The following is a 15096-nucleotide window of genomic DNA, read 5'->3' on the forward strand; positions in this document are numbered from 1 at the left end:
GTCGGAGTCCGACCAGAGCAGGGTCAGCGCGAACACCTCGGACGAGCCGAACACCCCCGAGGTGTGGGCGGCGAACTCGTCGCGGGCCCAGCGGGCGATCTCGTGGGAACGGCCGAGGAAGTCGGCGATGCCGAGCCACTTCAGCGCGGACAGGTCGGCCCGCACCTCGCCGTGCCACGTGTCGTACAGGCGTCCGAACAGGTCGTCGCCGCCGACCACGTGCGTCACGTGCAGGTGCTCCATGCGGCGCAGCGTCGCCGCCGCGTCGAAGACCGGCTCCATGAGCAGCGTGGCGCCCCCGGCGAGGGCGGCCATCGCGGTGCTGTAGCCGAATACGCCGGACACCGGCAGCACGCACAGCGCGACGTCGCCGGGGGCGACCCGCATGATCGCGGCGTCCGCGCGGGCGTGCCGCACCACCGCGGAGTCCCGGTGCGCCGCGAGCTTCGGGGTGCCGGTGGAGCCGGAGGTGGTGAACGCGACGGCCAGCGGATCCGCCGGATCGTCCTCCGTCCCGGCCGGGGTGGGCACGGCGGTGTCCGGGGTGTCCGGGACGCGCACCCCGCGGGTGTCGCCGCTGCCCGCCCACCAGGAGCCCGCGCCGAGATCGAATCCGGTCGGATCGCCGGCGTCGGTGCCGGGGCCGTCCACGACGCAGACCGCGGGGGGCGGCACCGCCGCGGTGCCCGCCGCGTCGCGCAGGGTGCCGAACAGGTCGAGCCCGTGGAGGCCGGCCGCGACGGCCACGACCGCGGGCCGCGCGGCCGTGAGGATGTGGGCCACCTCCCCGGTGTTGTAGCGGGTGTTGACCCCGATGACGTGGGCGCCGAGCGCGGCGGCCGCGAACTGCCAGACGAGCGCGTCGGACCAGTTGGGGAGCAGGACGGCGACGCACCGGCCGCGCTCGACGCCGGCGGCCTCGAGTTCGGACCGCAGCGCCTGTGCGCGGCGGCGCAGCTCGGTCCGGGTGCAGGGCAGCAGCCGGCCGTCGGCGGCGTCGTAGGTGGCCACGGCGTCCGGATCGGCGGCGACGAGGTCGTCGAGGAAGGCAGCGAGCCCCGCGGTGGTCGTGGCGGTCACGACAGCACCTCCGCGGGGGCGGCACGCAGCTCGGTGAGCCAGGCGTCGGCGAGCGCGGCGAAGTCGTCGACCTCCTCCATCGGGTAGTGACCGATGCCGTCGAGCCGGGTGAACCGTGCGCGCCCGGGCGAGATCTCGTTGATCCGGGCGGCGAGGTCCGCGACGGCGTCCGGCTCGAGCCACGGGTCGTCCGAGCCGACGACGAGGTGCAGGGGGCAGGTCAACTGCGACAGGCGGTCGCGGACGTCGTGGGTGCCCCAGCCGATGAGGTCGGACGAGGAGATCTCCGGGTCCTCCCGCTTGTGCATGAGGGCGATCCGGTGCGCCGTCGCGGCGGGTACCGAACGCCCGACGGAGGCGAGGGTGCCGAGGTAGGTCCGTTCGGCGCGCGACGGCCCGGCGACGTCCTCGAGTTCGCGCCGCAGACCGGCGACGTTGACCCGGCCCGGAGCGGCCTCGGCCTCCATCGCGACGGCGCCGGCGAGCGGCCGGTCGGGCCGGGTGGCGAGCTCGAGGGTCAGCTTGCCGCCGATGGAGCAGCCGAGCACGTACGGCCGGTGCACGTCGAGCGCGTCGAGCAGGGCGCCGAGCCAGTCGCCGTAGGTGGTGAGGCTGGTGACCGGTCCGGCCGGGGCCGGCTCGGAGCGGCCGTGGCCGGGCAGGTCGGGCACGAGGACGCGGTAGCCGCGGACGGCGAGGTCGCGGGCGACGTGCCGCCACTGCACTCCGCTCTGGCCGGCGGTGTGCAGGCACAGCACGGTGGGCAGCGTGTCGGCGGCGGGAGTCCCGTCGGGCGTGACGATCTCGACGAACCCGAGGGCTCCGTCGATGTCCAGGTAGCGGGCCTCGATCATGAGCGGGCCTTTCTCGCGACGGCACGGGCGTGGCCGATGATCAGGTTCAGCGGCTTGGTGAGCCGGAGGTACTCGTATCCGTCTCCGGTGGCGGAGAATTCGCCACCGATCGCGCGGCGCATGAAGTCGTCGCGCGCACCGAGGACCAGGTCGACCCACAGGTGGTCGGGTGCGACGAACGTGAAGGTGGCACCGTGCGGGGTGCGGCGGGTGACGTCGACGATGCGGCCACGGTAGATCCGCAGGTGCACCTCGCGGTCGCCGCTGCGCAGGCCGACGGTGCCGTCCCAGGTGGCCAGCGACGAGGCGAAGGCCGGATCGTCGGCGAGGCTGCCGCGCAACAACTCTCCCCACGCAGGGGTGCAGAAGTCGAGCTCGGTGGCGGTCGCGGCCGGCGAGTCGAGCTGCCAGGTCTCGGTCCCCTCCTCGCGGACGGCCCCGGCGGCGTCGAGCACGCGGACGAACCGCTCGGCGGTGGTGCCCTCGACGCGGGTGACGACGGCCTCCGACCGGATCCGGTCCACCGCCGTGACCGGCGCGATCGCGGTCCAGCGCAGCCCCGTGCGATGTGCGGCCGGCACGCGCGGGGTGAGTAGCTCGGCGGCCACGGTGCCGAGAGCGAGTGTGCCTGTGGGGAGGACGATTCCGGACTCGGAAAGCAGCTCGGAGGTCATCCGGACGGGAGCGGCGGTACGATCGCCGACGCGGACGGTGGGCGATGCGGTCACGGTGGTGCTCATGCGGTTTCCGGCCTTCCGAGCAGCTCGTCGGAGATGATGCGCATCTGGATCTCGCTGGTGCCTTCGAAGATCTTCGTCAGGCGGGCGTCGCGCCAGTGTCGTTCGACCTGGAAGTCGGTGGTGTAGCCGGCGCCGCCGTGGATCTGCACCGCCTCGCTGGTGACCTGCTCGGCCATCTCGGTGGCGACGAGCTTGCACATCGACGCCTCGAGCGAGCAGCGGCGTCCGGTGTCGATGTCGGTGGCGACGGAGTACATGAGCTGGCGGGCCGCCTCGATGTCGGCCGCCATCTTCGCGATCTTGAACCGCAGGTGCTGGAAGTCGCCGATGGGCCGGCCGAACTGACGCCGGGTGTGCACGTAGGCGATCGAGTCCTCGAGGGCCGCGCGGGCGAGGCCGATCGCGCGGGCGGCGGTGTGGGCGCGGCCGACCTCGAGCCCGGAGACGGCGAGGTAGAAGCCCTTTCCTTCCTCGCCGAGCATCTTGTCGGCGGGGATGCGGAAGTTGTCGAACGACAGTTCCCAGGTACTCCAGCCGAAGTAACCGATCTTGCGGACCTTGGTGCCCGAGATCCCCTCCGGGAAGACGCCGCGCTGCTTCTCGACGAGGAACGCGCTGATTCCCCGGTGCGGCTTGGCCGGATCCCTGTGCGGATCGGTGCGGGCGAACAGCACCAGGTAGTCGGCCTCGTCGGCGTAGGTGCACCACATCTTCGTGCCGTTGACGACCCATTCGTCGCCGTCGCGGACGGCCCGGCAGGAGATGTTGGCGACGTCGGAGCCGGCCTCCGCCTCGGACAGCGCGTACGCGCCGAGGTATTCGCCGCGGGCCACCTTCGGGAGCAGGGCTGCCTCCTGCGCGGGGGTGAAGCCGCCGCCCATGCCGTTACCGCGGGCGAGCAGCCCCGATACGCTCATCCAGGCCCGGGACAGTTCCTCGGCGACCAGGCAGTACTCGAACACGCCGAGGCCGAGGCCGCCGTGCTCCTCGGGGATCATGATGCCGAAGAACCCGATCTCGGCCATCTCCTTTTTCAGCGAGTCGGGGATGGTGCCCTGGACGGGGTCGAGTTCGTTGGCGACGGGCAGCACCTTCGTCATGGCGAAGTCGCGGGCGAGGTCGCGGATGGCGAGGCGCTCTTCGGTGAGGTACCGCGGGGTGTCGGTGCGCGGCTGCGACGGCCGGTGGGTCATTGGGGACTCCCTCGATGAACCAGAATCTGGTCATTAACGCTTGTTCACCCAGTAGAGCACGACGCCGCCCACGCGTCAACGGCCGGTTCAGGACGGGCGGTAGCCGAGCAGGTTGAGGGCGTACCGGCCGTAGTCGCCGGCCACCTCGGTGGCGCTCAGCGGCCCGTCGGGCCGGAACCACAGCGGGATCCCGGCGCACATCGTCAGCACGGCGGTCACCGCCTGATGCACGTGCGGAACCTCGAAGACGCCCAGCTCGACACCCTTTTCCGCGATGTCGACGAACAGCTGCTCCTGGGCGTCGCGCGAGCCCACGACCCGCTTGCGGTCCACCTCGCCCAAGTACCGCAGCTCGGTGTTCGCCACCAGGCACTCGCGCGGGTTGCGGGCGGTGAACAGCGCATGCGCCACCACTGCGGTCCGCCACTGCTCGGCGGGATCGGGGCCGGCCTTGCGCAGGGCGGTCCGCGTGGCGGTGAACTGTTCGTCGCTGGCCGCGCGGAGGATCTCGACGAGCAGCTCCGACTTGTTCTCGAAGTGGTTGTAGACGTTCGCGGCGCTGCAACCAGCACGGTTGGCGATCGTGCGCATCGTGGCGCCGTGGAAACCGGCCGCGAAGAACTCGTCGAGCGCCGCGTCGAGGATCCGTTCGCGAACGCCCACCAGGGCCGTGCCCGATCGAGTGTTCATGAGGTGCAGGGTAGAGGTCCGGGTCGCGACCAGCAAGAAGACCGTCTTGACGTGTCCATTGCGCTCCGTTTATGGTCCAGCTCACATGAACATGCGTTAACCACCTCGTCGAAGGACGCACTGTGACCACCCTCCCCGATCTCACGCTCGCCGAGCGGATCGCCCGCCTCGAGGACCTCGAGGCGATCCGTTCGCTCGACGCCCGCTACTGCCGCCATCTCGACGACGGCGACTGGGACGCCCTGATGGACCTGTTCACCGACGACGGCGAGTTCGACGGCCTGTCCCGTCCCCGCGGCAAGGCCGAGATGCGCGAGTTCTTCGCCGGCCTCGCCGCCGGCGGACTGACGACGTTCTGGCACTTCATCACGAACATGGAGATCGACCTCGACGGCGACCGCGCCACCGTGCGGTCGTTCCTGTGGCAGCCCTGCGTCACCGACGGCGCCCCCGCGATCGCCGCCGGCCGCTACGCCGACGAGGTCGTCAAGGTCGACGGCCGCTGGCGCTACCGGGTCAAACAGGTCCGCTTCCACTTCTTCGGCCCGCTCGAGCAGGGCTGGGACGAGAACCTGTTCGCACTCGAGACGGCGCGGCGCGCGGCGGTGCGGCCGTGACCGAGCTGCGCACGCAACCGACCTGGAGCGCGATGCTCGCCCTGCCCGAGGTCGTCGAACTGCGCCGCCGTCGGCGCACCGTGACCAACTCCCTCGGCGGCCTCGCGATCGCCCTCTTCGCGTCCTTCCTCGTCGGCTTCGCCTACTTCCCGGGCTTCCTCGGCGAGACCGAACTGCTCGGCGTCCCCCTCTCGCTGTGGGTCGTGTTCTCCCAGTTCGCCGGGACGTGGGTGCTCGTCTACGCCTACTTCCGGCTCACCCGCACCTACATCCAGCCCGCCGCCGACGCCGCCGTCGCGGCCGTCCTCGAGAACCAGGAGCGTGCGGCATGACCGGCGACGCCGACTACCTCGCCATCGCGATCTGCGCGGCGGTGATCTCGCTGACCCTGTGGGTCACGTTCGCCGTGTCCCGGCGGGCCCGCAGCGCCGACGGGTTCTTCGCCGCCGGCCGCTCGATCTCGAGCTGGCAGAACGGTTTCGCGATCGCCGGTGAATTCATCTCGGCCGGAAGCTTTCTCGGCACCACCGGCCTGATCTTCTACAAGGGTGTCGACGGTGCGGTCATCCTCTGCACCTCGGTGGTCTCGTTCCTGCCCGTGCTGTTCCTGCTCGCGGAGAAGATGCGCAACGTGGGCAAGTACACCCTCGCCGATGTGCTCGTGTTCCGCACCGAGGCACGCAGTGTGCGAGTCGTCGTGGCGCTGAGCACCATCGCCACCGGCACCTTCGTGTTGCTCGCGCAACTCGTCGCGGCCGGGGTGCTGCTCGAGTCGGTCTCCGGCATCCCGTTCTGGCTGTCCGTCATCGTCGCCGGCACCCTCATGGGCATCTACGTCTTCGTCGGCGGCATGCTCGCCACCACGTGGGTGCAGGTCATCAAGTCCACGATCCTGTCGGTCCTCGCCGTCGCGGTCGGCCTGGGCATCCTCGCGCAGTTCGGGTTCAGCTTCCCGAAGGTCCTCGACACCGCGACCGACCACGCGGTCGCGGGCGAAGCCATCCTGTCCCCCGGCCTGATCTTCGGGCAGACCAGCGCGCTGAACCTCGTGTCGTACTCGCTGGCGTTCGCGCTCGGCACCGCGGGCATGGCGCACATCCTGATCCGCTTCTTCACCGTCCCTGAGGCGAGCACCGCCCGGCGCTCGCTGGGCTGGACCGTCGCGCTGTGCAGCATGTTCTACCTCGTCGTCATCGTCATGGGCTTCGGCGCCGCCGCCCTGCTGGGCGACGGGGGCGCCGATCGGGTCGGCGCCGGGGGCAACCTCGCGGCGCCCGTGCTCGTCACCGAACTCGGTGGCGGCGTGGGCACGATCGGCGGCTCGATCGCGCTCGCGATGGTCGCGGCGGTCGCCTTCGCGAGCATCGTCGCCGTCGTCGCCGGCGTGGTGATCTCTGCTGCGGGCACCTTCGCCCGCGACATCTGGCCGGCGCTGACCCGCACGCCGCCGGTGGACGAACTCGACGTCGCGGCGCGCACGCGCGAGGAGAACGCGCAGGCCCGCGTCGCCCGGTTCGGAGCCGTCGCATTCAGCGTCGTCGCGATAGTGCTGACCATGCTGATCGGTGACGACACCAACATCACCTACTTCATGGGCATGGCGTTCATGGTGGCCGGCAGCGCCCACCTGCCGTCGCTGGTGCTCAGCCTGAACTGGCGGCGCTTCAACAGCACCGGCGCCGTGTGGGGAATCCTCACCGGCCTGGTCTCGACCGTCGTCAGTCTCATGTTCACCGAGGCGCTGTGGCTCGGCAGCGGACCGGCACCCCTGACGATCCAGCTGCCGGTGATCGTCACCATGCCGCTCGGCCTGGCCGCGTGCGTCGTCGGCTCACTCGTGGCCGAGAATCGGCGCGGACGCTCCGCACACGAGGACGAGAAGTTCGCGGAGATGCTCGTGCGCGCCGAGACCGGCATCGGGGCGGAGGTCGCGACCGCCCACTGACGACGACGGGCACCCGCACCCGGGCGATGCGAGTGCGGGTGCCCGTCATGTCAGGGCAGGTCGAACAGCGTCGGATGGTCCTGCTGCGCCTGCTCCGCGAGCACCGCGCCGTGTCTCTCGCACATCTCGCGGGCGATGTGCTCGGGGCACGCGAGTTCGCGACCGATCTGTTCCCAGTCCCACCCGGACGCGTGCAGTTCCCAGGCGACGCGGCCGTCTTCGTCCCAGAGTGCCGACATGGGCCGATACTGCTCCCGGAAACCGCGAGCACCAAGGACATCCGACCGCGTGTCGCCGATCGCCGCGATTCGGCGGCGACCTCGCGCCCGAAAGTGCTTCCTGCGCGCGTCCTCACGCGCGCATCGAGCACCGCGGCGCGCGGCGCAGCGACGACTCGGCTACTCGAAGGTCATCCCCGCGTCGGCGCCCTGCTGCCTGGTGGTGTTCGCGCCGTCGAGGGATTCGCGGATGATGTCGGCGTGGCCGCTGTGGTGGGCGGTCTCCCGGATGATGTGCAGCAGCACCTTCCGGGCGCTCCACCACTGCCGCTCCGGGGCCCACGGCGCGGTCGGCAGCGGCACCGGCAGGTCGAGGTCCTCGAGGCCGGCGACGAACGCCTCCGTCTCCTTCGCGATCGCCTCGTACCGTTCGAGCAGTCCGGCGACCGTGTCGTCGTCGCGCATGAAGTACTGCTCCATCGCGGACTCCATGTCGAACTCGGCGGTGTCGTCGAGTGTGCGGATGGTGTCGATCCAGTGCTGCTCGGTGGTCGCGACGTGCCTGAGCAGCCCACCGAGGGTCAGCTCGCTGACGGTGCTGCGGGTGCGGGCCTGCTCGTCGTCGAGGTCGCGGAGGGTGATCAGGAACGTCTTCCGCTGTTCGGCCAGGATGTCGAGGATGTCGGCGCGTTCTCCGGTCGGCTCGGTCATCTCGTTTTCCGCCCTTCGTGAGATCGATTCTCCTGCTACGACGACGGTAGGCGGGAATGCGGACGAGTTCGGTCCTCGATCGGAAGTCAGGTGGCGAAGAAGACCGCGCCGGTCACCGGGACGAGGGTCAGGAACAGGACCGACAGGACGAACAGCGTGATCGTCAGCTTCCGGTTCCATCCGCCGCGGGTTCCGCTCGCGGCGAGCACGAAGAGCACGAATCCGATGCAGATGGACACGATGCCCACGATCACAGGTGTCTCGATCATCTGCTCATCATCGCGGAGGGCCGCACCCGGCGCCGACGGGGGCGGCGCCGGGGACGGCGACGTCCCCGACGCCGGCCGCGCTCAGCCCGGGCAGTGGATGGTCACGTGGCCGCATCTGACGGACGGGCTCGCAGTGGCGGCGTTCGCGGCGCCTGCGGTACCGACGACGACGGCGAACAAGGTCGCGACGACCGCGACGGTGGTGCGGATCCGGGTCTTCATGGCAGTCTCCTGACGATGGTGCGGGACGGGGTTCGCCCATCGTCGGCCGCCGTCCGGAGCCGCGACAGGCACCCTGTGGTGCCGATGCGGCCACCCCGGATCGCCTGCGGAGCGCAGGACCACCCCGAGGCGGATCATGAAGCCATGACGACCGCCCCTTCCGCGACGACCGTTGCGACCATCGCCGAGGCCGCCGAGCGCACCGGTCTGACCACCCACACCCTCCGCTATTACGAGCGCGACGGCCTCATGCTCCGCGAGATCGGCCGTTCCTCCTCCGGCCACCGGCTCTACACCGAGGACGACCTCGCCTGGGTGGTGTTGCTGACCCGGCTGCGGGCGACGGGCATGCCGATCCGCGAGATCCGCGAGTACGCGGCCCTCTGCCGGGCCGGCAGCGGCAACGAACAGGACCGCCTCGCGCTGCTCCGCGCGCACCGGGCACGGGTGCTCACCCAGCTCGATCAGGTGACCGAGCACCTCGCCGCGATCGACGGCAAGATCGACATCTATCGCTCCCGGACGAGCGGCCTCGACGACGGACCGTGCGAGAGCGCTCGCGCTTGACTTCGAGCGCGCTCGAAGGTCTTGACTCGACGCCATGACCACGAACAACACCTCTCGGCCCCCACTCGGCACCCGCACGCTCGGCACCGCGTCGCCGCTGACGGTCTCGGCGATGGGGCTCGGATGCATGGGCATGTCCGAGTTCTACGGCGCCGGGGACGAGGCCGATGCCGTCGCCACGATTCACCGGGCCCTCGAACTCGGCGTGACGTTGCTCGACACCGCCGACATGTACGGCCCGTTCACCAACGAGAAGCTCGTCGGCCGCGCCGTCGCGGATCGCCGCGACCGCGTGGTCCTCGCGACCAAGTTCGGCAACGAGCGCGCCGAGGACGGCACCCGCCTCGGCGTCAACGGCCGGCCCGAGTACGTCCGCACGGCCTGCGACGCGTCGCTCCGCCGCCTCGGCGTCGACCACATCGATCTCTACTACCAGCACCGTGTGGACAGGACCGTGCCGATCGAGGACACCGTCGGCGCGATGGCCGAACTGGTGCAGGCCGGGAAGGTCCGCCATCTGGGTCTGTCGGAGGCATCCGCGGAGACGATCCGCCGGGCCCACGCCGTCCACCCGATCACCGCGTTGCAGACCGAGTATTCGCTGTTCACCCGCGACATCGAGGACGAGATCCTGCCGACTCTGCGTGACCTCGGCATCGGGCTCGTGCCGTATTCGCCGCTCGGGCGCGGCATCCTGACGGGCGCGATCACGGCACCGTCCGATCTCGAGAGCTCGGATTCTCGCCGCACCGCCTATTTCCCGCGATTCCAGGGTGCGGCGCTGGAGGCGAACCTGGCGCTCGTGGCCGCCGTCCGCCGCCTGGCCCGGTCCGAGAACTGCACCCCTGGTCAGCTGGCACTGGCATGGGTCCTCGCTCAGGGTGACGACGTGGTCCCCATCCCCGGGACGAAGCGGGTGCGTTTCCTCGAGGAGAACATCGCGGCCGTGGACGTGTCGCTCACCGCGGAGGTGCTGGGCGCGATCGAGTCGGCGGTGCCCCGGGAGGCGGTCGCCGGGGCGCGCTACGGGGACATGTCCAGCATCGACGCGTGAGCGACGCGTCGCCCGCCGGGGACGGGCGACGCCCACGCCGATCCTCCGTGCAAGCGATTACATCCACCCTTGACAAAGCGATGTAACCGCTTGCACAGTGGGGGGACCCCACCCCGGAGGAGGACCCATGGCGACGCTTCGCGAGGTCGCGGCGCGCGCCGGCGTCTCGACCGCCACGGTCTCCCGTGTGTTCTCCCGGCCGGAAGCGGTCAGTCCCGACACCCGCGCGAAGGTGTTCGCCGCGGCAGAGGCACTGTCCTTCACCCCGAATCCCACCGCCCGCTCGCTCGCCCTCGGCCGCACCCACAACCTGGGCTTCCTCGTCCCCGACATCCGCAATCCCGTGTTCGGTCCCGCCGTCGAAACCGCGCAGGACCGGGCGCGCAAGCGCGGCTACTCCCTCTTCGTCGCGGCGGGCGAAGGCCGGTCCGCCGACGAACTCGACCTCGTCCGGGCGATCGCCCGGCAGGTCGACGGACTGGTGCTCATCGCCCCCCGCATGTCCGACGCCGACCTCGAGGATCTCGCACGGGTCACCCCCGTCGTGCTGGTCAACCACACCTGCGGGCAGCTGCCCGCCGTGTTGCTGACCTCCGACGACGGCATGTCCCAGGCGGTGGACCACCTCGCCGACGCCGGGCACACCGCCGTCACATACCTCGGCGGTCCCGACTACTGGCTCGCCCAGCGGCGGCGCCTGACCGCCTTCACCACGGCCTGCGCCGCCCGGGGCATCACCGGCACGGTGCTCGGCCCCCTCGAGCCCGACTTCGTCGCCGCGGGCCGGAACGCGGCCGACGAACTGGTCGACGCCGGCACGACGGCCGTCGTCGCGTACAACGATCAGGCCGCCGTCGGCCTCATGCAGGGCTTCGCCGAGCACGGACTGCGCGCGGGCCGCGACTACTCGGTCGTCGGATTCGACGACTCGTGGCTCTGCGAGATGACCTCGCCGCCGCTGACCACCGTGCATCTGGCATTCGACGAGGCCGGTGTGGCGGCCATCGATCTGCTGTGCGACGTACTCGACGGAAAGACCACACCGGACGCCGGACCCGTGGAACTCGGCACCCACCTCGTCGTGCGTTCGAGCACCGTGACCGCCGGCCTGCCCGTCGGCTGACAGACCGTTTCGGGGCACTGCCTCGGAATTCGAAGAAAGCGAAGGAGATTCGTTCATGACCTCGGTTCTCGTGCTCAACGGCCCCAACCTCAATCTGCTCGGCACCCGCGAGCCCGGTGTGTACGGCGCGCAGACCCTCGAGGACGTGGAGACCCTGTGCCGCAACGTCGGCAAGGAACTGGGCGTCGACATCGACTTCCGGCAGTCCAACCACGAAGGCGTCCTGATCGATGCGCTCCACGACGCCGGCGCCGCGGTCGCCCGCGGGGAATCCCTGGGCGTGGTGTTCAACGCGGGCGCCTACACGCACACCTCGGTGGCCCTGCACGATGCGATCAAGGGTGCGCACGTGCCGCTCATCGAGGTGCACATCTCCAACGTCCATGCCCGCGAGGAGTTCCGCCACCACTCCTACATCTCCCCGGTCGCCTCCGGGATCATCGTCGGCCTCGGCGTCGCCGGCTACGAATGGGCGCTGCGCGCACTCGTCGCCCAGCGCACGACGCAGGCGTAACCGGCGCCGTCACCGACCCCCTCGCGCGCGTGACCCGCAGCGAGCCGTCCGAACCGATACCGCCGCGGCGAACCCGCCCCGGCGTACCGGTTCCCGATTCCGCGGTCGCCCGCACAGGCGGCCGTCGTGGAGGAGCCCGACCATGACCCATCCCCGTCCTGGAACCAAGCGTGCCAAGGCAATTGCCACGGTGTGCCTGTCCGGCACCCTCGAGGACAAGCTCGTCGCCGCCGCCCACGCCGGCTTCGACGGCATCGAACTGTTCGAACCCGACCTGCTCGGCTCCCCGCTCACGCCCGCGGGAGTGCGCGAGCGCTGCGCCGAGCTCGGGTTGAGCATCCCGCTGTATCAGCCCTTCCGCGACTTCGAGGCCGTCCCGGCCGAGATCCACGCCCGCAACATGCGCCGCGCGCGGCACAAGTTCGACGTGATGGAACAACTCGGCACCGACCTCGTGCTGGTGTGCTCGTCGGTCTCGCCGCACACCGTCGACGACGTCGACCTCGCCGCCGCGCAGCTGCGGGAACTGGCGGATGCGGCGGCGCAGCGCGGTTTGCGGATCGCCTTCGAGGCCCTGGCGTGGGGCCGCCACGTGAACACCTGGCAGCGCTCGTGGGAGATCGTGCGCCGGGCCGACCATCCGGCCCTCGGCCTGTGTCTCGACAGCTTCCACATCTTCTCCCGCACCAAGGACGTCGCCGGCATCGCGGACATCCCGGGCGAGAAGATCTTCTTCCTGCAACTCTCCGACGCACCGGAGATGGACATGAACGTCCTGCAGTGGAGCCGCCACTACCGGGTGTTCCCGGGCGAGGGTGAGTTCGATCTCGCCGGGCTCGTCGGGCACGTCCTCGCGGCCGGTTACACCGGTCCGCTCTCGCTCGAGGTGTTCAACGACGTGTTCCGTCAGTCGGCGCCGGTGCCGACGGCGATCGACGCGATGCGCTCGCTGCTCGATCTGGAACTGCGTCTCGACGGTGACCCCGACCCGGTGCAGGTGCGCGGGCACGCGTTCACGGAGATCGGCACCCCGCCCACCGCCGCGGAGCCGGTCCGTGCGGCCCTCGCCTCGCTCGGCTTCACCCACTCGGGCCGGCATCACAGCAAGCCGGTGGAGCTGTGGGAGCAGGGGGACGCGCGGGTGCTGGTGAACACCTCGAACCCCGCCCACAGCGCGGCCGAGGGCGCGGCCGTCACGGCTCTGGGGATCGAGGTCGCGGACGTCGGCGCCGTCACCCGGCACGCCCACGAGCTGCTGGCACCGCAGCTGGCACGGGTCGTCGGCCCCGGAGAAGCACCGCTGTCCGCGGTGGTCTCCCCGGACGGAACCGCCCTGTTCCTGTCGTCCGGAGACGACGGTACCGCCGACTGGCGCAACGACTTCCGTCCCACCGGTACGACGCCGTCGACGGCGGTGGGCGTGCGGTGCACCGAGTACGTCGAGCTGACCCAGGCCTACGACCGCTTCGACGAGGCCACCCTGTTCTACCGCTCGGTGCTGGGCCTGACCGACGCCGAGTCCGCCGAATACGCGGGGCCGTTCGGCCTGGTGCGCAGCCGCGTCCTCACCGCGGACGGCTTCGAGGTCGGCCTGGTCGCCCCCGTCCTCCGGCGCGGGGAATGGGCGCCGGGCGTGCGGCACCCCCAGCACATCGCGTTCGGCGTCGGCGATGCAGTGGAATCTGCCCGCGCCCTGTGTGATTCGGGAGCGCCGGTGCTCGAGATCCCCCGCAACTACTACGACGATCTGGATGCGCGCCTCGCCCCGGATCCGGAACTACTTGCCGCCCTTCGGGAATACAACGTGCTCTACGACCGGGACGAGGACGGCGGCGAGCTGTTCCAGGTGTTCACCAAGGTCGTCAGCGCCCGGGTGTTCTTCGAACTGGTGCAGCGGCGCGGCGGCTACCGGGGTCACGGCACCGTCAACGCCCCGATCCGCATGGCCGCGCATGCGGCCGCGCGACGCTGACCGCCGCTACCGGGCCTCACCCACCGCCTGCGCCAGCGCCGCGAGGGTCTGGGTGCTCGTGTAGCGCGGCTGCCAGCCGAGCTGTGTCCGGGCCTTCGTCGTGTCCATCACGACGGACGTGCGGCCGGTGTGGATCCACTCGATCATCGAAGGCATGAACGGCAGCCGCGCCACCACGGCCGACGCCGCCGTCGCGACCGCGGCGGGGACGCGGATCGGCTGGGCGCCGAGCGCGGTCGCCACCTCCGACAGCGACACCACCCCTTCCCCGGCGATGTTGTACGCGCCGGGCGGCCCGTCGGACGTCACCGCCGCGACCACGGCGCTCGCCACGTCGTCGTGGTGCACGAGCTGGAGCGGATGGCCGGGGTCGGGGAACACCGGGCGCGGCAGGGGCAGGGCGCCGACGGCGTGGCGGACGGTCTCGGGCATGTGCTCGGCAAGCTGCCGCCACGGCATGGCGTCGGCCAGGGCGGTCGCGTTCGGTCCCGCGACGATGCACGGCCGCAGCACGAACACCTCGAGATCCGATCCGCGGGTGACCTCGCCGAGGACGCGCTCGAGTTCGGCCTTCTGTTCGGAGTAGTAGTGCTCGTGCGAGCCGCGGGTGGGCACGTCCTCCGAGAGCGGGGTCGGATTGTCGGGGTGATAGCCGTACGCGGCGACGGACGAGGTGTACACGAGGCGTCGCGGCCGGGCCGCGGCGACCGTGGCTTCGAAGACGTTGCGGGTGCCCGCGATGTTGATCCGGTGACTCTCGGTGCGCGAACCCATGATGACGAACGCCAAATGCACGACGACGTCGGCCTCCGCGACGAGGGCGTCGACGGCGCTGCGGTCGAGGATGTCACCCTGCCGGTACTCGGTCTTGGTCCACCCGTGTGCGGACGGGTCGAACGGGCTTCGTGCCATGCCGAGGATCCGGTCGATGCGCGGATCCTGTTCGAGGGCCGCGACGGCGGCTCTGCCGATCTCGCCGGTAGGTCCGGTGACCGCAACTGTCGTGCCCATGAGAATCCCCTCGCTCGTGCCGTCGTCCGTGCGACCCGTACCGCGTTCCCGGGCCGGTCGAGGAGCAAACCTCCGGTCCGGCGCCTGCCATTAGACTCTCCGCGACCGTGGACAGGGGGCGAATCGTGGGCGACGGTGGATCGACGCAGATCGGCGACGGGGTGTGGGCGTTCGTGCGGGCGCCGGGCGGCTGGGGCGAGGCGAACACCGGGCTCGTCGTCGATGCGGGCACGGCGTCACTGGTGGTGGACACCGCGTGGGACACCCGTCTGGCGCGCCGGATCGCGGAGGCGCAGCAGCCGCTGGGGGGGCGGGG

18 protein-coding genes and 1 pseudogene are annotated in these 15096 nt (G+C 70.9%); 9 read left to right on the forward strand and 10 right to left on the reverse strand.

Annotation, left to right across the window (positions count from 1 at the left end):
• The 5 genes from OEY_RS0111800 to OEY_RS0111820 all read right to left on the reverse strand — a co-directional run.
• Positions 1-1080: AMP-binding protein (locus OEY_RS0111800; protein ID WP_010594080.1), on the reverse strand; the 1080-nt coding region annotated here is incomplete at its 3' end.
• The gene (locus OEY_RS0111805) at positions 1077-1934 is read right to left on the reverse strand and encodes an alpha/beta fold hydrolase (protein ID WP_010594081.1); all 858 of its coding nucleotides are present in this window, start codon (positions 1932-1934) and stop codon (positions 1077-1079) included. The genes OEY_RS0111805 and OEY_RS0111800, both read right to left, overlap by 4 nt.
• Complete coding sequence (locus tag OEY_RS0111810) at positions 1931-2674, reverse strand: hypothetical protein (RefSeq protein WP_010594082.1); 744 nt, start codon at positions 2672-2674, stop codon at positions 1931-1933. The genes OEY_RS0111805 and OEY_RS0111810 overlap by 4 nt, the downstream gene beginning before the upstream one ends.
• Positions 2671-3867, reverse strand: a complete 1197-nt coding sequence (locus tag OEY_RS0111815) for an acyl-CoA dehydrogenase family protein (RefSeq protein WP_010594083.1) — start codon at positions 3865-3867, stop codon at positions 2671-2673. The genes OEY_RS0111810 and OEY_RS0111815 overlap by 4 nt, the downstream gene beginning before the upstream one ends.
• An 87-nt stretch (positions 3868-3954) precedes the next feature.
• Positions 3955-4557, reverse strand: a complete 603-nt coding sequence (locus tag OEY_RS0111820; RefSeq protein ID WP_026137610.1) for a TetR/AcrR family transcriptional regulator — start codon at positions 4555-4557, stop codon at positions 3955-3957.
• Positions 4558-4679: 122 nt separating this feature from the next.
• Here OEY_RS0111820 and OEY_RS0111825 point away from each other — a divergent pair, with 122 nt between their 5' ends.
• Genes OEY_RS0111825 through OEY_RS0111835 form a run of 3 tightly spaced genes read left to right on the forward strand, consistent with a single transcriptional unit; the run spans position 4680 to position 7119 of the window.
• On the forward strand, positions 4680-5174 hold the full coding sequence (locus OEY_RS0111825) for a nuclear transport factor 2 family protein (protein WP_010594085.1): 495 nt from the start codon (positions 4680-4682) through the stop codon (positions 5172-5174).
• Complete coding sequence (locus OEY_RS0111830; protein ID WP_010594086.1) at positions 5171-5506, forward strand: DUF485 domain-containing protein; 336 nt, start codon at positions 5171-5173, stop codon at positions 5504-5506. Before OEY_RS0111825 ends, OEY_RS0111830 begins: the two co-directional genes overlap by 4 nt.
• Positions 5503-7119 carry a solute symporter family protein gene (locus OEY_RS0111835; protein WP_010594087.1) on the forward strand — a complete coding sequence of 539 codons (1617 nt, stop codon included), beginning with the start codon at positions 5503-5505 and terminating at the stop codon, positions 7117-7119. The genes OEY_RS0111830 and OEY_RS0111835 overlap by 4 nt, the downstream gene beginning before the upstream one ends.
• Before the next feature lie 50 nt (positions 7120-7169).
• Here OEY_RS0111835 and OEY_RS0111840 read toward each other — a convergent pair whose 3' ends face one another.
• From OEY_RS0111840 to OEY_RS30475, 4 genes are all read right to left on the reverse strand, one after another.
• Positions 7170-7358 (reverse strand): hypothetical protein, encoded by a 189-nt coding sequence (locus OEY_RS0111840; RefSeq protein WP_003938775.1) that lies wholly within the window; start codon positions 7356-7358, stop codon positions 7170-7172.
• Between the two features lie 159 nt (positions 7359-7517).
• Complete coding sequence (locus OEY_RS0111845) at positions 7518-8048, reverse strand: DinB family protein (protein WP_010594088.1); 531 nt, start codon at positions 8046-8048, stop codon at positions 7518-7520.
• A gap of 86 nt (positions 8049-8134) precedes the next feature.
• Positions 8135-8317, reverse strand: a complete 183-nt coding sequence (locus OEY_RS0111850) for a hypothetical protein (RefSeq protein ID WP_003938777.1) — start codon at positions 8315-8317, stop codon at positions 8135-8137.
• A gap of 81 nt (positions 8318-8398) precedes the next feature.
• Positions 8399-8539, reverse strand: coding sequence for a hypothetical protein (locus OEY_RS30475; protein ID WP_156525143.1), 141 nt, complete (start codon positions 8537-8539; stop codon positions 8399-8401).
• A gap of 144 nt (positions 8540-8683) precedes the next feature.
• Here OEY_RS30475 and OEY_RS0111860 point away from each other — a divergent pair, with 144 nt between their 5' ends.
• The 5 genes from OEY_RS0111860 to OEY_RS0111880 all read left to right on the forward strand — a co-directional run bounded on the left by OEY_RS0111860 (position 8684) and on the right by OEY_RS0111880 (position 13769).
• Complete coding sequence (locus OEY_RS0111860) at positions 8684-9106, forward strand: MerR family transcriptional regulator (RefSeq protein WP_010594089.1); 423 nt, start codon at positions 8684-8686, stop codon at positions 9104-9106.
• A 112-nt stretch (positions 9107-9218) separates the two neighbouring features.
• The gene (locus OEY_RS0111865; RefSeq protein ID WP_230831592.1) at positions 9219-10160 is read left to right on the forward strand and encodes an aldo/keto reductase; all 942 of its coding nucleotides are present in this window, start codon (positions 9219-9221) and stop codon (positions 10158-10160) included.
• A gap of 127 nt (positions 10161-10287) precedes the next feature.
• On the forward strand, positions 10288-11283 hold the full coding sequence (locus tag OEY_RS0111870) for a LacI family DNA-binding transcriptional regulator (protein WP_010594091.1): 996 nt from the start codon (positions 10288-10290) through the stop codon (positions 11281-11283).
• A 55-nt stretch (positions 11284-11338) separates the two neighbouring features.
• Positions 11339-11797, forward strand: a complete 459-nt coding sequence (gene aroQ / locus OEY_RS0111875; protein ID WP_003938779.1) for a type II 3-dehydroquinate dehydratase — start codon at positions 11339-11341, stop codon at positions 11795-11797.
• 142 nt (positions 11798-11939) lie between these two features.
• The gene (locus tag OEY_RS0111880; protein WP_010594092.1) at positions 11940-13769 is read left to right on the forward strand and encodes a sugar phosphate isomerase/epimerase and 4-hydroxyphenylpyruvate domain-containing protein; all 1830 of its coding nucleotides are present in this window, start codon (positions 11940-11942) and stop codon (positions 13767-13769) included.
• A gap of 6 nt (positions 13770-13775) precedes the next feature.
• Here the strand turns inward: OEY_RS0111880 and OEY_RS0111885 are convergent, their stop codons facing one another.
• A complete protein-coding gene (locus tag OEY_RS0111885; protein ID WP_010594093.1) occupies positions 13776-14780 on the reverse strand; it encodes an NAD-dependent epimerase/dehydratase family protein in 1005 nt (334 codons plus the stop codon).
• A 125-nt stretch (positions 14781-14905) separates the two neighbouring features.
• Here OEY_RS0111885 and OEY_RS0111890 point away from each other — a divergent pair.
• Positions 14906-15096: pseudogene (locus OEY_RS0111890) on the forward strand (MBL fold metallo-hydrolase); the annotation flags it as partial.

This window comes from Rhodococcus sp. P14 (assembly GCF_000256505.1).
Lineage (GTDB): Bacteria > Actinomycetota > Actinomycetes > Mycobacteriales > Mycobacteriaceae > Rhodococcus > Rhodococcus ruber.